Origin of the sequence: Streptomyces sp. NPDC041068 (assembly GCF_040647455.1) — a bacterium.
Lineage (GTDB): Bacteria > Actinomycetota > Actinomycetes > Streptomycetales > Streptomycetaceae > Streptomyces.
In genome coordinates this window covers 71801-90528 of record NZ_JBEZCG010000022.1, presented here as the reverse complement: position 1 = coordinate 90528, position 18728 = coordinate 71801, and the positions used below count along the sequence as shown (strand labels likewise).

Here is an 18728-nt window from a genome sequence, read left to right as displayed (position 1 = left end):
AGATGCGGTCCGACAAGGCCGGTAAGGGGTGGTGTCTACCGCGTGAAGGCTACCGCGCGCCGAGCAGTCACCACTCCAGGGCCCAGGGCCTTCCGGACCCGGCGAAGTGCCCGACGTTCACGCACTCGGTCGCGCCGACGCGCATGCGCCGGACCAGCGGCTGGTGCACATGGCCGAAGAGGGCGTACTTCGGACGGGTCCTGCGGATCGCTTCGAGCAGCGCCCTGCTGCCCCGCTCGAAGCGGCGCGCGACGGTGTCGTAGAGGAGCTCGGGGACGTCCGGCGGGATGTGGGTGCACAGGACGTCGACCTCGCCGACGGCCTCGATCTTGGCGGCGTACTCCTCGTCGCTGATCTCGTAGGGCGTCCGCATGGGGGTGCGCAGGCCGCCGCCGACGAACCCGAAGACGCGGCCGCCGATCTCGACGCGCTCGCCGTCGAGGACCGTGGTGCCGGGGCCCGCATACTCGGGCCAGAGGGTCGGCATGTCGACATTGCCGTACGTGGCGTACGTAGGGGTCGGGAAGGCGGCGAACATCTCGGCGTACTGCTTGCGGACCGCTGCCTCGATCGCCGGGCCGCGGTCGATGCCCGCCCACAGCCCCCTGCCGAACTCCCTGGCCTCGTCGAAGCGGCGGGCGGTGCGCAGCTCCACCAGCCTGGTCGCGTTCCGCGCGCCGAAGAGGTCGGGGAAGATGCCGCGCGAGTGGTCGGCGTAGTCGAGGAAGAGCACGAGGTCGCCGAGGCAGACGAGCGCGTCCGCGCCGTCCCCCGCGCGGGCGAGGCCTTCGGCGTTGCCGTGCACGTCACTGACCACATTGACCCGGAAAGCTGGCATGCCGATCACCCTAAGACGGCCGCCCCACGGAGGGTAGAGGGCTCGGGACAGCGGCCGGACCTGCGGTTACTTCCGAGTCGGGAAGACGGTGGCGTACTGTGCGATTCAGACCACAACGACGTGTGACGCACCGAACATCTGGCCCTGCCCCCCTACCGAACCAGCCATACCGATGGGTAACGTCCGGGCAGTCCAGTAGTGCTCAGCCCCCCACTGTTCGAGCACCTGCCCGATCTTGGACCGCACCGTCGCAGCACACAACGTCGTGGCGCCGGCGCCCTATGTAGGAGCAGCAGTCTTGCGCGAGTTCAGCCTTCCGGCCCTGTACGAGGTCCCAGCGGACGGCAATCTGACCGACATCGTCCGCCGCAATGCCGCGCAGCACCCGGATGTCGCCGTCATCGGCCGCAAGGTCGACGGCACCTGGCAGGACGTCACCGCCAAGGCCTTCCTCGCCGACGTGCGTGCCACCGCCAAGGGGCTGATCGCCGCGGGCGTGCGCCCCGGCGACCGCATCGGCCTGATGTCCCGCACACGCTACGAGTGGACGCTCCTCGACTTCGCCATCTGGAGCGCGGGCGCGGTCACCGTGCCGGTGTACGAGACGAGCTCGGCCGAGCAGATCCAGTGGATCCTCGGCGACTCCGGCGCCGTGGCCTGCGTCGTCGAACTGGACACGCACGCCGCCGCCGTCGAGTCCGTGCGCGACCGGCTGCCCTCCCTCGCCCACGTCTGGCAGATCGACAAGGGCGGCGTCGAGGAACTGCACCGCACGGGCGCCGAGATCCCCGACGAGACCGTCGACGAGCGCAGCGCGGTCGCCGGCGCCGACGACCCGGCCACCATCGTCTACACCTCGGGCACCACGGGCCGCCCCAAGGGCTGCGTCCTCACGCACCGCAGCTTCTTCGCCGAGTGCGGCAACGTGGTGGAGCGCCTCAAGCCCCTCTTCCGTACGGGCGAGTGTTCGGTCCTGCTCTTCCTGCCCGTCGCGCACGTCTTCGGGCGCCTGGTCGAGGTCGCCGCGCTGATGGCGCCGATCAAACTCGGCCACGCCCCGGACATCAAACACCTCACCGATGAACTGGCCGCGTTCAAGCCGACGTTGATCCTCGGCGTCCCGCGCGTCTTCGAGAAGGTGTACAACGCCGCGCGCGCCAGGGCCCAGGCCGACGGCAAGGGGAAGATCTTCGACAAGGCCGCGGACACGGCCATCGCGTACAGCCGCGCGCTCGACACCCCTTCGGGCCCCTCCTTCGGCCTGCGGATCAAGTACAAGGTCTTCGACAAGCTGGTCTTCAGCAAGCTGCGCGCCGTCCTCGGCGGCCGCGGCGAGTACGCGATCTCCGGCGGCGCCCCGCTCGGCGAGCGCCTCGGCCACTTCTTCCGCGGCATCGGCTTCACGGTCCTGGAGGGCTACGGCCTGACCGAGTCCTGCGCCGCCACCGCCTTCAACCCGTGGGACCGCCAGAAGATCGGCACGGTCGGCCAGCCGCTGCCCGGCTCGGTCGTCCGGATCGCCGACGACGGCGAGGTCCTGCTCCACGGCGAGCACCTGTTCAAGGAGTACTGGAACAACGAGGGCGCCACCGAAGAGGCCCTCGCCGACGGCTGGTTCCACACCGGTGACATCGGCACCCTCGACGAGGACGGCTACCTGCGCATCACCGGCCGCAAGAAGGAGATCATCGTGACGGCGGGCGGCAAGAACGTCGCCCCGGCGGTGATCGAGGACCGCATCCGCGCGCACGCGCTCGTCGCCGAGTGCATGGTCGTCGGCGACGGCCGTCCCTTCGTGGGCGCGCTGGTCACGGTCGACGACGAGTTCCTGGGCCGCTGGGCCTCCGACCACGGGAAGCCGGCGGGCTCCACGGCGGCGTCGCTCCGGGAGGACCCGGATCTCCTCGCCGCGATCCAGAGCGCGGTGGACGACGGCAACGCGGCGGTGTCCAAGGCGGAGTCGGTGCGTAAGTTCCGTGTCCTTGCTTCGCAGTTCACGGAGGAGTCGGGCCATCTGACGCCGTCCCTGAAGCTGAAGCGGAACGTTGTCGCCAAGGACTACGCGGACGAGATCGAGGCGATTTACCGCGGGTAGCGTTTGCGGGGCGCCCACTCGCCGTGGGGGACGTGTTTCTGTCGCGGCTCTCGGTCATGTGTGGTTGCTCGCGCAGTTCCCCGCGCCCCTAAAGCATGAGGGCTGCGCCCCGCTTTCCCTGGAAAGCGGGGCGCAGCCCGTCTTTCAGGGGCGCGGGGAACTGCGCGGAACTGCGCGAGCAGCCCCCACCCACCCGCAGACGACGAACGACCCGCCGACCCCTCAGTTCGGCAAGGGGGACGGCTCCGGCGTCTGGATCCGGCGCCGGCGACGCCGCTTGAGCAGGGCCCAAGGCCCCCGCGGCCCCGTCGGCATCGCGGCGGTGACCTCCGTACCGCCCTCCGCCGCGGCCTGCGCGGCGGCGCGGGCCACCGGCAGGAACCCCTCGCGCCGGGAGACGTCGGGGCGCTCCTCCTCCGGCCACAGCCCGAGCGCGGCGCACAGTGTCGGAAGCACCGCCATCGCCGCGGTCGCGTACCCCTCCGCGGAGGGGTGGTAGTTGTCGGGGCCGAACAGCTCCCGGGGGTTCGCCGCGAACTCGGGGCCCAGCAGGTCGCCGAGCGAGACCGTGCGCCCGCCCTGCTCGACCACGCCGATCGTCTGCGCCGCGGCCAGCTGCCGCGAGACCCGGCGGGCCATCCACCGCAGCGGCTGGTAGACGTTCTCGACCGTGCCGAGGTCGGGACACGTACCGACGACCACCTCCGCGCCCACGGTCCGCAGTCGCCGCACCGCCGCCGACAGATACCGCACCGAGCGCGTCGGGGGCATCCGGTGCGTCACGTCGTTCGCGCCGATCATCAGCACGCACACGTCCGGCACCCAGGTCGGATCCGAGAGGATCAGCGTGACCTGCCGGTCCAGGTCGTCCGACTGGGCGCCGGGCAGCGCCACGTTCCGCAGGTCGACCGGGCGCTCGGCGACCGCCGCGAGCCCGGAGGCGAGCAGTGCCGCCGGGGTCTGCCTGGCCCGGTGCACGCCCTGTCCCGCGGCCGTGGAGTCCCCGAGCATCGCGAACCGCACCGGTTCGAAGGAGGCGGGGCGGTCCGCGAAGGCGCGGCCGTAGCGGCCGTCGGCCCGTGGTGGATCCCCGTGCGCCCCACCGCCCACGTTCCGCTTCGCCAACTGGACCTCGGCGAGCACAAGGCCCACCGCGGCGGCTCCGATCAGTCCGATGCCTCCGCCGCCGTACGCCGCGCCCGCTGCGATCCGCCGTGCCACCCTCGCCCTCGACATGCCCCGCAGCCACCTCCTCGTTGCCGAATCGCCGTACATCCACTCATTGCCCCGTAAGCACGGTCGGCCAATCGCAAGCGGAGGTGAACGGATGAGCCGGACCCTTAGGCTGACCGCATCAATTCGTCGCACTACATCGCAGCCCGGAGACAACGGTGCAATTCCACGACTCGATGATCAGCCTCGTCGGCAACACCCCGTTGGTGAGGCTCAACAACGTGACCGCGGGCATCCAGGCGACCGTCCTGGCCAAGGTCGAGTACTTCAACCCCGGCGGATCCGTGAAGGACCGCATCGCGCTGCGCATGATCGAGGCGGCCGAGCAGAGCGGGGAGCTGAAGCCCGGCGGCACCATCGTCGAGCCCACCTCCGGCAACACCGGAGTCGGTCTCGCCATCGTGGCCCAGCAGAAGGGCTACAAGTGCATCTTCGTCTGCCCGGACAAGGTGTCCCTCGACAAGATCAACGTGCTGCGCGCGTACGGCGCGGACGTAGTCGTCTGCCCCACGGCCGTCGACCCCGAGCACCCGGATTCGTACTACAACGTCTCCGACCGGCTCGTGCGCGAGACGCCCGGCGCCTGGAAGCCGGACCAGTACAGCAACCCGAACAACCCGCTCTCGCACTACCACTCCACGGGCCCCGAGCTCTGGGAGCAGACGGAGGGGAAGATCACCCACTTCGTCGCGGGCATCGGGACCGGCGGCACGATCTCCGGTACGGGCGGATATCTGAAGGAGATCTCGAAGGGCGAGGTCACCGTCGTCGGTGCCGACCCCGAGGGGTCCGTGTACTCCGGCGGCTCCGGGCGGCCCTACCTCGTCGAGGGCGTCGGTGAGGACTTCTGGCCGACGGCGTACGACCGCAACGTGACCGACGAGATCGTCGCGGTGTCCGACAAGGACTCCTTCCAGATGACCCGGCGCCTGGCCAAGGAGGAGGGCCTGCTCGTCGGCGGCTCCTGCGGCATGGCCGTCGTGGCGGCGCTGCGGGTCGCCGAGCGGCTCGGCCCGGACGACGTGGTCGTCGTGCTGCTGCCGGACTCCGGCCGTGGCTACATGAGCAAGATCTTCAGCGACGAGTGGATGAACGACTACGGCTTCCTGGAGCAGGCCGGGGACCAGCCGAAGGTCGGCGACGTGCTGAGCCGCAAGGAGGGCGGCGAGCTGCCCTCGCTGGTCCACATGCACCCGGAGGAGACGGTCGGCGAGGCCATCGAGGTCCTTCGTGAGTACGGCGTCTCGCAGATGCCGATCGTGAAGCCGGGCGCGGGCCACCCCGACGTGATGGCCGCGGAGGTCATCGGCTCGGTCGTGGAGCGCGAGCTGCTCGACGCCCTGTTCGCGCAGCGCGCCTCGCTCTCCGACCCGCTGGAGAAGCACATGTCGGACCCGCTTCCGCAGGTCGGCTCCGGTGAGCCGGTGGCGGACCTGATGTCGGTGCTCGGCGCTGCCGACGCGGCGATCGTCCTGGTCGAGGGCAAGCCGAAGGGCGTCGTCAGCCGCCAGGACCTGCTGGCGTTCCTCGCGGAGCAGCAGGGGCAGTGACCTGAACGCGGTGGGCCGGGGCCTTGGGGTGAACTTCGCGGAAGTGGTACGAGCGCGACACGTCCGCGCAGCACCCGCTTAACACGGCTCCGGCACATTGGTGGTCGTCGGCGTCAGGAACTCCGGAGCGGCTCCCGGACCTCCACGGACGCCGGACGCGGCCTGGCCCTGACCCGGCACGCGTCCCCCGCGGGGACCGCCGTCGTCCCGCCCCCTGGGTCACCGGGGGTGCGGCGGTCCCCGCGGTATCGCTCTGCTGGGTGGGGCAGTGCTTTTCGCTGCGGGGCCTTTGTGGCTGGTCGCGCAGTTCCCCGCGCCCCTTTCAGGGGCGTTTCAGTCGTCCCACTCCGACTTGCGGTGCCTGCGGTGGCCGAAGTGGACGCCGCGGATCGAGTGCACCGCGTTCACGCCGAAGATGCCCGCCCAGGTCACGACGAGGCCGGTCAGGCCCGCGTTGACCGCGCCGATCGCGGACAGCGGGACCGCGAGGATCAGCGAGACCACCCCGAAGCCGAAGCGCTCGCTCCAGGAGTCGACGGCGCTGCCGGGGGTGCGGGCGCCGCGGGCGACGACCATCTGCTGCTCGGCCAGGTGCCGGCGCAGGCGGCGGTCGATCGTGCCGTCCAGGCGCTGCTCGACCTTCCCGAGGAAGGAGTCGACCAAGGCGGAGTCGTACTCTTCGCCGAGTTCCCTGCGGGCGTGCAGGGTGGCGTCGAGCTCCTTCTTGAGTTCCGCGTCACGGGCTTCCATACCGCTCAACGCTACGGCGCGGAGGCCTCCGCGGCGGTGGGGCTAACCCCCCTTTCCGACCGGGGCCCAACCCCCGATATGGGGGCGTTCCGCCGGGCCAGCGCCCAGTACAGCACCGCGGGCACCACGAGCCCGACGATCCACGAGATGTCCGCGCCGCCGAGCGGTTCGACGAGCGGGCCCGTGTAGAAGTGCGTGACCAGGAAGGGGAGTTGGGCGAGGAGCCCGACGCCGTAGACGACGAGGGCGTCCCAGCGCCAGGCGCCGTAGCGGCCGCGGGGGTCGGAGAGCGCCGGGATGTCGTACCGCTCGCGCGAGATCAGGTAGTAGTCGACGAGGTTGATGGCCGACCAGGGCGTGAAGAACGTCAGCAGGAACAGCAGGAAGTCCTTGAACGACGTCAGGAAGCTGTCCTTGCCGAGCAGGGCGACCGCCGTGCCCGCCACCATGATCACGGCGATGTAGGCGGCCCGGCCGCGCGGTCCGAGCACCTTCTGCCCCCGGAAGCCGCTGATGCTCGTGACCATCGACATGAAGCCGCCGTACGTGTTGAGCACGTTGATGGTCAGCTTGCCGAGCGCGATCACGAAGTACAGGAACGAGGCGATCAGGCCGGTGCCGCCCAGGCCGACGACATAGCCGACCTGGTTGGCGAGGAACTTCTCGCCCGCGCTCGCCGCCACGAGCACCCCGAACGTCATCGACCACTGCGAGCCGAGCGCCGAGCCCGACAGGGTCCACCAGAACGTGGCCTTCGCCGAGGTCGTGCGCGGCAGATAGCGCGAGTAGTCCGCGACGTAGGGACCGAAGGCGAGCTGCCAGGACGCCGAGAGCGAGACGGCGAGCAGGAACATCGGCAGGTCGAAGTGGGCGTCGGACAGGAGCGCCGAGAGGTCGACGCGGTCCAGGAGGCGGATGCCGAGGTAGACGAAGGCGAGTGCGCAGATCACGCTCGCCACCCGGCCGAGCGCGTGGATGACGCGGTAGCCGACCGCCGCCATGACCGCGGTGACGAGCGCGAAGAGCACGATTCCGGTGGTGTCGTTCGTGTGCGTCAGCTCGGCCGTGGCCTGCCCGGCGAGGACGCTGCCGCTCGCGAAGAAGCCGACGTACATGAGGATGACCAGGAGCAGCGGGACGACCGCGCCCTTCACGCCGAACTGGGCGCGTGACTGGATCATCTGGGGCAGGCCGAGCTTCGGGCCCTGCGCCGAGTGCAGCGCCATGACCGCGCCGCCCAGCAGATTGCCGACGACGAGGCCGACGATCGACCAGACCACGTCGCCGCCGAAGACGACCGCGAGGGCGCCGGTGACGACCGCGGTGATCTGGAGGTTGGCGCCGAGCCAGAGGGTGAACTGGCTGAACGCCGTGCCGTGCCGTTCGTCGTCCGGGACGACGTCGATGGAGCGCCGCTCCACCAGGTCTTCAGCTGCCATGTTGTCCAGCTCCCCCCTGCTCGTGGGACCGGCGTTCTTGCCCGGCTGTATATCGTCATGCAGAGTTCTTGCTGTCTGAATAGGTTGTCAATGCTCTGGCGTGAATCGCCGGTAACAAGTGGCCGATGGGTAAGACGGGATGTCTGGTTGAGGAGGAAAAGCGCGTGAAGTCGTCTCGTATCGCGGACGCTTCGGGTCCAGCAGGTCCAGCAGGTTCAGCAGGTCCATCGGGTCCATCGGGTCCAGCGAGTCCGGCGGGTTCAGCGGTGGACGCGGCGGCCGACGGCAGGGGAGCGGTCGTCGTCCTCGACGGCCGGGGCCTGGGCGTCGCGGACGTCGTGCGTCTGGCCGATTCCGCCGCCCGCCCCGTACCGGCGACCGACGGCATGAAGCGCGCCGAGGACTCCTGGAACGCGGCCCGCGAGATCGCCGCGTGGGGCCGCGTCTACGGTCGCTCCACCGGCGTCGGCGCCAACCGCAACGAGGACGTGCCCACCGAGGCGGCCGCCGACCACGGCCTGAGACTGCTCAGGTCGCACGCCGGTGCCATCGGTGAGGAGCTGCCCGCCCGGCAGGTGCGCGCGATGCTCGCGGTCCGCGCCAACCAGCTCCTCGCGGGCGGCGCAGGGCTGCGGCCGACCGTCGTCACGGCCCTGTGCCGGGCCCTGGAGACCGGTGCGTACCCCACCGTCAACGAGTTCGGTTCGGTCGGCACCGGGGACATCGCCGCCCTCGCCCAGACGGGCCTCGCGCTCGCGGGCGAACACCCCTGGAGGGGCAGCGGCGTTGCCCCCGACCCCCAGCCCCTCGACAACAACGACGCCCTCGCCCTGATCAGCAGCAACGCCCTCACCCTCGGCCAGTCCGCGCTCGCCCTGCACGAGCTGCGCGGCCTGATCGGCGCCACCCAGGTGGTCGCCGCGCTGTCCCTGACGGCGGTCGACGGTTCGTACGAGGCGTATGCCCTGCCCGTTCACGAGGCGCGCCGCCACCCCGGCTCGTACGCCGTCGCCGCACGCATGCGCCGGCTGCTCGGCGCCCCCGACCGGCCGACGCCGCCGCTCGGCCGCATCCAGGACCCCTACGGCTTCCGCTGCGTGCCGCAGATCCACGGGCCCGCGCACGACGCCGCGGACGCCCTGGAGAACGTCATCGCCGTCGAGATCAACGCGGCCGCCGAGAACCCGCTGATCTGCCCCGAGGACCTCGCCGCCTACCACCACGGTGGCTTCTACCTCGCCCAACTCGCCCTGGCCCTCGACCACTTCAGACTTGCGATGACGCAGGTGGCCCGGCTGTCGACATCGAGGCTCTCGACGTTGAACGAACCGGCCTTCACCCGGCTGCGGCCCTTCCTCGCCGACGGCGAGGCGGCCTCGTCGGGCGTGATGATCCTCGAGTACGCGGCCGGGGCGGCCCTCGGTGACCTGCGCGCCTTCTCCGCGCCCGCCTCCCTCGGCCACGCGGTGCTCTCCCGCGGCGTCGAGGAGCAGGCCAGCTTCGCCTCGCTCGCCGCGCGCCAGACCCTGCGCGCCTGCGCGGCGTACCGCCTGGTGGTCGGGTGCGAACTGGTCGCCGCCGCAAGGGCGTTGAGGCAGCGTGAACTGAGGATCGACCCGCATGTTCCACTGGCACGGGCCTACGCGCTCGCGGACTCCGTCCTGGACGCGGAGTCCGCCGACCGGCCGCTGACGGATGATGTGACGGCGGCGGCCGGGGTGCTCGACCGGTTCACCGAGCTGTGGGCGGGGCCGGGCGGCGGGGGCGGCGGGAACGGAACGGCGGCCGCCGAGGGATCGGGTGCGGCGAGGGGAACGGGAACGGTATGAGTGACAGTCCTGCGGCACGGCTGCAAGTGCTCTTCGAGGGGCATCGCCTCACGCCCACGCAGCGCCGCATCGCGCACTGCATGGTGCGACGGGCGGCGGACGTCCCCTTCCTCTCCAGCGTCGAACTGGCGGAGCTCGCCGGGGTGAGCCAGCCGTCGGTGACCCGGTTCGCGGTGGCGCTCGGCTTCGACGGCTACCCCGCGCTGCGCAAGCACCTGCGGGACGTGGCGCCCCCGGAGGCGTCCTTCGGGGACTCCCTCAACGAGTACCAGCAGGCAGTCGAGGCGGAGATCGAGAACCTGCGGCACCTGGCGGAGCTCCTGGCCGATCCGGCGCCCGTGGAGCGTGCGGGGCGGCTCCTCGCCGCTTCCCGTCCGCTGCCCGTTCTCGGCCTGCGGGCCGCGGCCTCGCAGGCGTACGGCTTCTCGTACTTCGCCGCCAAGGTCCACCCCGACGTGCGCCTCCTCGACGAGGGCGGCACGATGCTGGCCGACCGCGTCGACGCGGCGGTACGGGCCGGGGCCACCGCCCTGCTCTGCTTCGCGCTGCCCCGCCACCCCCGCGAGGTCGTCGACGCCCTGGTCCACGCGCGGTCGGCGGGCCTCACGGTGGTCACCGTCGCGGACTCCGCGTTCGCCCCGGTCGCCGCCCACTCCGACCTCCTCCTGCCGGCCGCGGTCGGCACGGGCCTGGCCTTCGACACGGCGTGCGCGCCGATGCTGCTGGGCCGGGTCCTGCTGGAGGCCATGTGCGACGACCTGCCGGAGGCACAGGCCCGCCTGGAGGAGTTCGACGTGCGGGCGGCGGCGCGGGGGCTGTTCGTGGAGTGAGCCGCGCGTTCGGGTGAACGGTTCACGCCCCGTGCCGGGGCCGGTGCGGAGACGTACGCTCGGAATATGACCGCAGCAGAGGATTGCGACCACCTTCGGCACGTGCTCGATGCGCTGCCACCGGCCACGCTCCGGCACCTCCGGCTCATCGTGGACACCGACCCGGAGACCGCGCCTTACGCGGAGGAAGCCGGAGCCGAGCCGCCGGCGCGGGGCCTGTCCTTCGCGGGCATCGGCGATTCGGGCCGGTCGGACCTCTCGGAGCGCCACCGTGAGCTGGTCCAGGACGGAATCGAGCTCGATCGGTGAAGGAGTCCTGGCCGACACGGGTGTGCTGATCGCGATCGCCGACCGGCGGGACGCTCACCATGCCGCGTGTCTGGCTTTTGCCGAAGGCTTCCAGGGGCGCCTCAAAGTCCTGCCGACCGTGGTGACCGAGACGGCCTGGATGCTGGAGCGCTATCTGTCCCCCGAAGCGGAGGCGGGCTTTCTGGACTCGGTGGCGGCAGGCCAGCTGGAACTGGTCACGATGGAGCGAAGGGACCTGGCCCGCATGGCGGACCTGATCCGCAAGTACGCCGATTTCCCTCTCGGCGCCGTAGACGCCTCCGTCGTCGCCGTGGCCGGGAGGCTGCGCCTCACCGAGGTCGCGACCCTCGACCACCGCCACTTCTCCGCGATCAGGCCCGAGCACGTGAAGGCCTTCACACTGCTGCCCTGAGGCACCCCCTCACTCCTCGCCCCGCGCCTTCAGCACCACCTTGTTCACCACCCAGAGCCCTACCCCGATCGCGATCAACACGCCCGCCCGGATGTAGACCTCCGCCGGGCGGTCCGCCAGGGGGCTCGCGAGGATCAGGGCCGTGATCGCGCCCAGCACCGGAAGCACCGTCGGCGTACGGAAGTGGTCGTGGTCCACGGGGTCGCGGCGCAGCACCAGGACCGCGATGTTGACCACCGCGAACACGCACAGCAGCAGGAAGGCGGTCGTGTCCCCGAGGCCTTCGATCTCTCCCGTCGACACCAGGCCGATCGCGAGCAGCGACACGAAGACGATGCCGACGACCGGCGTGCGGCGCCCCGCGAGGACGCGGCCCATGGCGCGCGGCAGGATGCGTTCGTTGGCCATGCCGTAGCAGAGCCGCGAGGCCATCATGATGTTGATCAGGGCCGAGTTGGTGACCGCGAACAGGGCGATCAGCGCGAAGAGTTTGTGCGGGAAGTCGACGCCGCCCGCCTTCACGACTTCGAGGAGAGGGCCGCTGGAGCCCTCCAAGGTCTTGGAGTCGACCAGGAGGGACGAGACCAGCGCCACCAGGACGTAGATCGTGCCGGTGACCGCGACGCCGACGAAGATCGCGCGCGGGAAGGTGCGCACGGGGTCCTTCGTCTCCTCGGCCATGTTCACCGAGTCCTCGAACCCGACGAAGGCGAAGAAGCCGAGCGCCGTCGCCCCCAGCACGCTGGTCATCAGGGCGTATCCGGTGCCGTCCGCCTCGAACTCGGTGAGGCGCGAGGGCTCCCCGTCACCGCTCAGGACCGCGTACGCCCCGATCGCGAGGATGATCATGAGGCCGGTCAGCTCGACGAGCGTGAGCACCACGTTCGTCTTGACCGACTCCGAGACGCCCCGCATGTTCAGCGCGGCGAGCAGCACGATGAAGGTGATCGCGATCAGCGTCGGCGGCAGCGCGTCGCCCGTCAGCTCGCCGAGGTAGTCGCCGCTGAAGGCGCGGGCGGCCGCGCTCGCGGACGAGAGCCCCGAGCACATCACCATGAAGGCGATGATGAAGGTGAGGAACGGCGTCTTGAACGCCTTCTGGGTGTAGAGCGCGGCGCCGGCCGCCTTCGGGTACTTGCCGACGAGTTCGACGTACGACGCGGCCGTCAGGATCGCCACGACGAAGCCGATCGCGAACGGCAGCCACAGCGCGCCGCCGACCTTCCCCGCGACCTTGCCGGTGGTGGCGTAGATGCCGGTGCCGAGGATGTCGCCGATCACGAACAGGATCAGCAGCTTGGGGCCGATGGCGCGGTGCAGGGCGCCGTCTTCGGCGGGCGGTGGTGGTGTGGTGGTGGACGTGTCGGATGTCGTCACAGGTGCCTCCCCCGAGACCGAGTACGGGTCGAGGGAGGATCTTCCCGTGATCCACGTCACTATGCGCGAGTTGAGGAAGCTCAGAGCCTCACGGGGGCACCGGAGGCAGGCGCGGTCACAGGTGGCGCAGCGCGTCCCGCTCCGCCCCGCCGCCCGCCTCCGCCACGATCGCGTCGAGCGTCTGCGGCTCGCGCACCGCGGCGAAGCGCACCTCCTCGGCGTGGGCCGAGAAGCCGTACACCCCGGGCCTGGCAAGGCTGTTGTACGAGTAGTGGTGCGCGAAGTAGTAGGCGCCGGTGTCCAACGCGGCCACGTAGTCGCCCTGTTCGAGCAGTGGCAGCGGGCGGTTCTCGGCGAGCAGGTCGCCCGCGAAGCAGGCCGGGCCCGCGACGTCCTGGCCGACGGCGGGTCCCGCCTTGGGGCGCCCCTTGGTGTCGTACGCGGTGATCCGCAGCGGCCACGACGCCGGTGCGTACACGGTCCGGGTCGCCACCTGCACGCCCGCGTGCGTCACCGCGATGGGCCTGCCGCCCGCCTGCTTCGCGTACTCGACGCGGGCGAGGACCGTGCCGTGCTTGGCGAGCAGGGAGCGGCCGAACTCGGTGACCAGGCCGTACCGCCCGTCGAGCAGTCCGGGCACGCGGGACTTGAGGCGGCGTGCGTACTGCGCGTGGGTCGGACTCTCCTCGTCCGAACCGAAGTTGACGGGCAGGCCGCCGCCGATGTCGATCGTGTCGATCTGCCGCCGACCGACGCGTTCGTTGATCTCCTCGGCCAGTTCGTACGTCGCTCCGACGCCGCGCACCATCATCTCCAGGGGCATGCCCTGGGACCCGGAGTGCGCGTGCAGCCGGGTCAGCCACGGCCGGTCCAGGTAGGCCTGGATCACCCATTCCCGCGCGCCCTCGTCGCGCAGCGGCACGCCGAACTTGGAGGTGGACGTCGCCGTCGACAGGGCGCCGATCGAGCCGCCGCCGATCTGCGGGTTCACGCGTACGCCGACGGGGGAGCCGGTGGGGGCGGACTGGATCATGGCGTCGATGCGCGCAAGCTCCTGCGGGTTGTCCGCGTTCACGGCGATGCCGAGGGCGAGGGCCTCGCGCAGTTCGGCCGGGGTCTTGGCGGGCGAGTCGAGGACCGTCTCGGCGGGCGGCACCCCGGCCGCCCGCGCCAGGGCCAGCTCGCCGGGGCTCGCCACCTCGGCGCCGATCCCGGCCGAGCGCAGCAGCCGCAGGACCGGCACGAGCGGCGTCGCCTTCACCGCGAAGGCGTGCAGGACGGGGGTGCCGGGCGGGGTGACCGCCTCGAAGGCGGCGCGCAGGGCGGCGGCGCTCGCCCGGATCCCGGCGACGTCGAGCAGACCGGCGACTGGGGCGGTGGGGCCGACGACGCCCTGCTCGACGGCGGCGCGGACGGCCTGGTCGCGGCGGGCGGCGGAGTCGGTGCCGGTCGCGGCGCCGGGGGTACCGGGGGTGCCGTCCGCGCGGAGGTCCTGGGTCTGCTCGTCACGGAGGTCCTGGGCCCGCTCGTCACGGAGGTCCTGGGTCCGCTCGGTTCGGAGGTCCTGGGGCTGCTCGTCCCGAAGGTTCTGGGTCTGCTCGTTGGCGTAGTCCTCGTCGTGGCCCATGTGATCCAGCCAATCATCCGGGGCGCGGCGGCGCTGGCGGACCCGGGCATTCGTTCGCTATTGACTAGCTCTATTCAGGCCATCAGGATGTGAATAACAAGGTCACAGCATGATGCGAGGAGGCATTGCCATGTCAGGACCCCGCCCCGTACGGGCACCGCGCGGTACGGAACTGAGCGCCCTGGGATGGCAGCAGGAAGCCGCCCTCCGCATGCTCCAGAACAACCTCGACCCCGAGGTCGCCGAGCACCCCGACAAGCTCGTCGTCTACGGCGGCACCGGCAAGGCGGCCCGCGACTGGCGCTCCTTCGACGCCATGGTCCGTACGCTGAAGACCCTCAAGCAGGACGAGACGATGCTGGTCCAGTCGGGCCGCCCCGTCGGCGTCATGCAGACCCACGAGTGGGCCCCGCGCGTCCTCATCGCCAACTCCAACCTCGTGGGCGACTGGGCCAATTGGGAGGAGTTCCGCCGCCTGGAGCAGCTCGGCCTCACGATGTACGGCCAGATGACGGCCGGTTCCTGGATCTACATCGGCACGCAGGGCATCCTCCAGGGCACGTACGAGACGTTCGCGGCGGTGGCGGCGAAGAAGTTCAACGGCACGCTGGCGGGCACGATCACCCTCACGGCCGGCCTCGGCGGCATGGGCGGCGCCCAGCCGCTCGCCGTCACCATGAACGACGGCGTCGCGATCTGTATCGACTGCGACCCGCGCGCCATCGAGCGCCGCATCGAGCACAAGTACCTGGACGTGAAGGCGGACTCGCTGGAGCACGCGCTCCAGTTGGCGGTGGAGGCCCGCGACGCCCGCCGCCCGCTCTCCATCGGCCTGCTCGGCAACGCGGCGGACCTGCTCCCGCGCATGCTCGCCGAATCGGCCCCCATCGACATCGTCACGGACCAGACCTCGGCCCACGACCCCCTCTCCTACCTGCCGACGGGCGTGGCCTTCGAGGACATGGCGACGTACGCGACGAAGGACCCGGCGGGCTTCACGACCCGCGCGCGCGAGTCGATGGCCAAGCACGTCGAGGCCATGGTCGGCTTCATGGACGCGGGCGCCGAGGTCTTCGACTACGGCAACTCCATCCGCGGCGAGGCCCAACTCGCGGGCTACGACCGCGCCTTCGCCTTCCCCGGCTTCGTCCCCGCGTACATCCGCCCCCTCTTCTGCGAGGGCAAGGGCCCGTTCCGCTGGGCTGCGCTGTCGGGCGAGGCGTCCGACATCCACAAGACCGACAAGGCGATCCTCGACCTCTTCCCGGAGAACGAGTCCCTGCACCGCTGGATCAAGATGGCGGGCGAGCGCGTCCACTTCCAGGGCCTCCCGGCGCGCATCTGCTGGCTCGGCTACGGCGAGCGGGACAAGGCGGGCGAGCGCTTCAACGACATGGTGGCGAGCGGGGAGCTGCAGGCGCCGCTCGCGATCGGCCGCGACCACCTCGACTGCGGCTCGGTGGCCTCCCCTTACCGCGAGACGGAGGCCATGCTCGACGGCTCCGACGCGATCGCCGACTGGCCGCTCCTGAACGCCATGGTGAACGTGGCATCGGGCGCGTCCTGGGTCTCCCTCCACCACGGCGGCGGCGTCGGCATGGGCCGCTCCATCCACGCGGGCCAGGTCTCGGTCGCCGACGGCACGAAGCTGGCGGGCGAGAAGATCCGCCGCGTCCTCACGAACGACCCGGGGATGGGCGTGATCCGGCACGTGGACGCGGGGTACGACATCGCGGAGTCGGTGTCGGACGAGAAGGGCGTACGGGTTCCGATGCGCGAGGGTGGCGACGCGTGAGTGATCAGGCCGCCGCTCCCGTCCACCCCACTCCACAGTTCCCGTCCTTCCAGGAGATGTGGCGTGACCTGAAGCCCATCGGCAGGGACAAGGACAGCCGCGGCTACCGCCGCTACGCCTGGACGGCGGCCGACGCGGACTGCCGCACCTGGTTCAAGGCCCAGGCCGAATCCCGAGGCCTCACCTACGAACTGGACCGCAACGGCAACCAGTGGGCCTGGCTCGGCGACCCCGCGGCGGGCGACGCCGTGGTCACCGGCTCCCACCTGGACTCCGTCCCGGACGGCGGCGCCTTCGACGGCCCCCTCGGCGTCGTCTCCTCCTTCGCCGCCCTGGACGAACTCCGCGCCAGGAACGCCGAGTTCACCAGGCCCCTGGCCATCGTGAACTTCGGCGACGAGGAGGGCGCCCGGTTCGGCCTCGCCTGCGTGGGCTCCCGCCTCACCGCGGGACAGCTCACCGTCGAGGCCGCGCACAAGCTGCGGGACGGCGACGGAGTGACGCTGCCGCAGGCGATGGAAGCCGCGGGCTACGACCCCTACAACATCGGCCCCGACCCCGAACGCCTCGCCCGCATCGGCGCGTTCGTGGAACTGCACGTCGAGCAGGGCCGAGCCCTTGACCTGTCGGGCGACCCCGTGGGCATCGCGTCCGCGATCTGGCCGCACGGCCGCTGGCGCTTCGACTTCCGGGGCGAGGCCAACCACGCGGGAACGACCCGTCTGGTGGACCGCCGGGACCCGATGCTCTCGTACGCGGAGACGGTCCTCGCGGCCCGCCGCGAGGCCGAACTGGCAGGCGCGGTGGCCACGTTCGGCAAGATCGCGGTCGAACCGAACGGCGTCAACGCCATCCCGTCGCTGGTCCGCGGCTGGCTGGACTCGCGGGCGGCCGACCAGGCCACCCTCGACACGGTCGTCACCGGCATCGAGAAGGCCGCCCGCGAGTACGCGGAGCGGCACGGCATCGACCTCGACGTCGTACGCGAGTCCTTCACGCCGGTGGTGGAGTTCGAGGACGCGCTCCGTGACGAGCTGGGCGCGATCCTGGGCGCCGGTGCGGACCGGCCGCTCCCCGTCCTCGGCACCGGCGCGGGACACGACGCGGGTATTTTGTCCGGCTCGATCCCCACCGCCATGCTGTTCGTGAGGAACCCCACGGGCGTCTCGCACTCCCCGGCGGAGTACGCGGCCGAGGACGACTGCCTGGCCGGGGTGACCGCACTCGCCGACGTACTGGAAGGGCTGGCGTGCAGGTGAAGACGGACACGTACTGGCTGGAGCACGCCTGGCTCGACGCGTTCGTCGAGCCGGGCGTGGCGGTGGAGGTGACGGGCGACCGGATCACGGCGGTCCGCAAGGACGTCGACGCGCCGCCACCCGGCGCGACGGTGCTGCGCGGCCTGACGGTCCCGGGTCTCGCGAACGCCCATTCGCACGCCTTCCACCGCGCCCTGCGCGGCACTGTCCAGGTCGGCTCGGGCACCTTCTGGACGTGGCGCGAGGTCATGTACTCGGTGGCGGACCGCCTCACCCCCGAGACGTACCACGCGCTCGCGCGGGCGGTGTACGCGGAGATGGCGCTGGCGGGCATCACGACGGTGGGTGAGTTCCACTACCTGCACCACGGGCCCGGTGGCACGCCGTACTCCGACCCCAACGCGATGGGCGAGGCGCTGATCCAGGCGGCGTCGGACGCGGGCGTACGCATCACGCTTCTCGACACGGCGTACGTGGCCTCGGGACTCCTCGACGAGCAGCGCGGGAAGCCGCCGAACCGCCACCAGCTGCGCTTCTCGGACGGCACGGCGGAGGCGTGGGCGGAGCGCGCGTCCCTCCTGAAGGACCGCGACCACGCACGCATCGGCGCGGCGATCCACTCCGTACGGGCGGTTCCCGCGGGCCAGTTGGGCGTGGTGGCGGAATGGGCGGCCGCCCGGCAGGCCCCCCTTCACGTCCATCTCTCCGAGCAGACGGCGGAGAACGAAGCGTGCCAGGCGGTCCACGGCCGTACCCCGACGCGGCTGCTCGCGGACCACGGAGTCCTCGGCCCGCGCACCACGGGCGTCCACAACACCCACCTCACGGACGAGGACATCGCGCTGCTCGGCGGTACGGCGACGGGCACGTGCATGTGCCCGACGACGGAACGTGACCTGGCGGACGGCATCGGCCCCGCGGTCCGCCTCCAGCGGGCGGGCAGCCCGCTCTCCCTGGGCAGCGACAGCCACGCGGTGATCGACATCCTGGAGGAGGCGCGGGCGATGGAGCTCAACGAGCGCCTTCGCTCGCACACGCGGGGCCACTGGACGGCGGCGGCGCTGCTCCGCGCCGCCACGGCCGACGGCCACGCGGCGCTCGGCTGGGCGGACGCGGGCGTCCTCGAACCGGGGGCGCTGGCCGACCTGACGACCATCGCCCTGGACTCGGTGCGCACGGCGGGTCCTGTGCCGCGCCTGGCCGCGGAGACGGCGGTCTTCGCGGCGACGTCGGCGGACGTCCGGCACACGGTGGTGGGGGGCCGGCATGTAGTACGGGACGGCACCCACACGTCGGTGGAGAACGTTCCGTCAGCCTTGGCGGAGGCGGTGGCAGCGCTAAGAGACTGACACTTTCCCCGATCCCGCCCTTTCCCGAAGTTCGCG

Annotated in this window: 15 protein-coding genes; 9 read left to right on the top strand and 6 right to left on the bottom strand. The window is 71.3% G+C overall.

Annotation, left to right across the window (positions count from 1 at the left end):
• Nucleotides 1–67 precede the first annotated feature (67 nt).
• Nucleotides 68–838 carry a metallophosphoesterase gene (locus tag AB0B50_RS38015; RefSeq protein ID WP_362340545.1) on the bottom strand — a complete coding sequence of 257 codons (771 nt, stop codon included), beginning with the start codon at nucleotides 836–838 and terminating at the stop codon, nucleotides 68–70.
• A gap of 298 nt (nucleotides 839–1136) precedes the next feature.
• On the opposite strand from AB0B50_RS38015, the gene AB0B50_RS38010 reads away from it, so the two are divergent.
• Entirely contained in the window at nucleotides 1137–2933 is a 1797-nt protein-coding gene (locus AB0B50_RS38010; protein ID WP_362340543.1) for an AMP-dependent synthetase/ligase, read from the top strand.
• 222 nt (nucleotides 2934–3155) lie between these two features.
• Here AB0B50_RS38010 and AB0B50_RS38005 read toward each other — a convergent pair whose 3' ends face one another.
• Nucleotides 3156–4169 (bottom strand): SGNH/GDSL hydrolase family protein, encoded by a 1014-nt coding sequence (locus AB0B50_RS38005; protein WP_362340541.1) that lies wholly within the window; start codon nucleotides 4167–4169, stop codon nucleotides 3156–3158.
• 155 nt (nucleotides 4170–4324) lie between these two features.
• Between AB0B50_RS38005 and AB0B50_RS38000 the strand changes: the two genes are divergently transcribed.
• The gene (locus AB0B50_RS38000; RefSeq protein ID WP_362340539.1) at nucleotides 4325–5716 is read left to right on the top strand and encodes a cystathionine beta-synthase; all 1392 of its coding nucleotides are present in this window, start codon (nucleotides 4325–4327) and stop codon (nucleotides 5714–5716) included.
• Nucleotides 5717–6049: 333 nt separating this feature from the next.
• Here the strand turns inward: AB0B50_RS38000 and AB0B50_RS37995 are convergent, their stop codons facing one another.
• A complete protein-coding gene (locus AB0B50_RS37995) occupies nucleotides 6050–6466 on the bottom strand; it encodes a hypothetical protein (protein WP_362340537.1) in 417 nt (138 codons plus the stop codon).
• 11 nt (nucleotides 6467–6477) lie between these two features.
• Nucleotides 6478–7905: a cytosine permease gene (locus AB0B50_RS37990; RefSeq protein ID WP_362340535.1), complete on the bottom strand. Its 1428-nt coding sequence runs from the start codon at nucleotides 7903–7905 to the stop codon at nucleotides 6478–6480.
• A gap of 266 nt (nucleotides 7906–8171) precedes the next feature.
• Between AB0B50_RS37990 and AB0B50_RS37985 the strand changes: the two genes are divergently transcribed.
• The 4 genes from AB0B50_RS37985 (at nucleotide 8172) to AB0B50_RS37970 (ending at nucleotide 11285) form a co-directional block, all read left to right on the top strand.
• Nucleotides 8172–9734 carry an aromatic amino acid ammonia-lyase gene (locus AB0B50_RS37985; RefSeq protein WP_362340533.1) on the top strand — a complete coding sequence of 521 codons (1563 nt, stop codon included), beginning with the start codon at nucleotides 8172–8174 and terminating at the stop codon, nucleotides 9732–9734.
• Complete coding sequence (locus tag AB0B50_RS37980) at nucleotides 9731–10564, top strand: MurR/RpiR family transcriptional regulator (RefSeq protein ID WP_362340531.1); 834 nt, start codon at nucleotides 9731–9733, stop codon at nucleotides 10562–10564. Before AB0B50_RS37985 ends, AB0B50_RS37980 begins: the two co-directional genes overlap by 4 nt.
• A gap of 66 nt (nucleotides 10565–10630) precedes the next feature.
• Entirely contained in the window at nucleotides 10631–10873 is a 243-nt protein-coding gene (locus AB0B50_RS37975; protein WP_362340529.1) for a hypothetical protein, read from the top strand.
• Nucleotides 10836–11285 carry a PIN domain-containing protein gene (locus AB0B50_RS37970; RefSeq protein WP_362340527.1) on the top strand — a complete coding sequence of 150 codons (450 nt, stop codon included), beginning with the start codon at nucleotides 10836–10838 and terminating at the stop codon, nucleotides 11283–11285. Before AB0B50_RS37975 ends, AB0B50_RS37970 begins: the two co-directional genes overlap by 38 nt.
• A 9-nt stretch (nucleotides 11286–11294) precedes the next feature.
• On the opposite strand, the gene AB0B50_RS37965 is transcribed toward AB0B50_RS37970, so the two are convergent.
• Together AB0B50_RS37965 and AB0B50_RS37960 are read right to left on the bottom strand one after the other, a co-directional pair.
• Nucleotides 11295–12605, bottom strand: coding sequence for an APC family permease (locus AB0B50_RS37965; RefSeq protein ID WP_362340686.1), 1311 nt, complete (start codon nucleotides 12603–12605; stop codon nucleotides 11295–11297).
• 172 nt (nucleotides 12606–12777) lie between these two features.
• Nucleotides 12778–14289, bottom strand: coding sequence for a diaminopimelate decarboxylase (locus AB0B50_RS37960; protein WP_362340525.1), 1512 nt, complete (start codon nucleotides 14287–14289; stop codon nucleotides 12778–12780).
• A gap of 130 nt (nucleotides 14290–14419) precedes the next feature.
• On the opposite strand from AB0B50_RS37960, the gene hutU reads away from it, so the two are divergent.
• From hutU to AB0B50_RS37945, 3 genes are read left to right on the top strand one after another with little or no spacing between them, the layout of a single operon-like run.
• Nucleotides 14420–16084 carry a urocanate hydratase gene (hutU, locus tag AB0B50_RS37955; protein WP_362340523.1) on the top strand — a complete coding sequence of 555 codons (1665 nt, stop codon included), beginning with the start codon at nucleotides 14420–14422 and terminating at the stop codon, nucleotides 16082–16084.
• Nucleotides 16085–16140: 56 nt separating this feature from the next.
• The gene (locus AB0B50_RS37950; protein ID WP_362340684.1) at nucleotides 16141–17343 is read left to right on the top strand and encodes an allantoate amidohydrolase; all 1203 of its coding nucleotides are present in this window, start codon (nucleotides 16141–16143) and stop codon (nucleotides 17341–17343) included.
• Complete coding sequence (locus AB0B50_RS37945; RefSeq protein WP_362340683.1) at nucleotides 17340–18692, top strand: formimidoylglutamate deiminase; 1353 nt, start codon at nucleotides 17340–17342, stop codon at nucleotides 18690–18692. The genes AB0B50_RS37950 and AB0B50_RS37945 overlap by 4 nt, the downstream gene beginning before the upstream one ends.
• The last annotated feature ends 36 nt before the right edge of the window (nucleotides 18693–18728 follow it).

What these genes read in the sequence shown, in the direction of transcription:
- AB0B50_RS38015 (WP_362340545.1), bottom strand. Translation starts at nt 838, where the DNA reads ATGCCAGCTTTCCGGGTCAATGTGGTCAGTGACGTGCACGGCAACGCC.
- AB0B50_RS38005 (WP_362340541.1), bottom strand. Translation starts at nt 4,169, where the DNA reads ATGTCGAGGGCGAGGGTGGCACGGCGGATCGCAGCGGGCGCGGCGTAC.
- AB0B50_RS37995 (WP_362340537.1), bottom strand. Translation starts at nt 6,466, where the DNA reads ATGGAAGCCCGTGACGCGGAACTCAAGAAGGAGCTCGACGCCACCCTG.
- AB0B50_RS37990 (WP_362340535.1), bottom strand. Translation starts at nt 7,905, where the DNA reads ATGGCAGCTGAAGACCTGGTGGAGCGGCGCTCCATCGACGTCGTCCCG.
- AB0B50_RS37980 (WP_362340531.1), top strand. Translation starts at nt 9,731, where the DNA reads ATGAGTGACAGTCCTGCGGCACGGCTGCAAGTGCTCTTCGAGGGGCAT.
- AB0B50_RS37975 (WP_362340529.1), top strand. Translation starts at nt 10,631, where the DNA reads ATGACCGCAGCAGAGGATTGCGACCACCTTCGGCACGTGCTCGATGCG.
- AB0B50_RS37960 (WP_362340525.1), bottom strand. Translation starts at nt 14,289, where the DNA reads ATGGGCCACGACGAGGACTACGCCAACGAGCAGACCCAGAACCTTCGG.
- hutU (WP_362340523.1), top strand. Translation starts at nt 14,420, where the DNA reads ATGTCAGGACCCCGCCCCGTACGGGCACCGCGCGGTACGGAACTGAGC.
- AB0B50_RS37950 (WP_362340684.1), top strand. Translation starts at nt 16,141, where the DNA reads ATGTGGCGTGACCTGAAGCCCATCGGCAGGGACAAGGACAGCCGCGGC.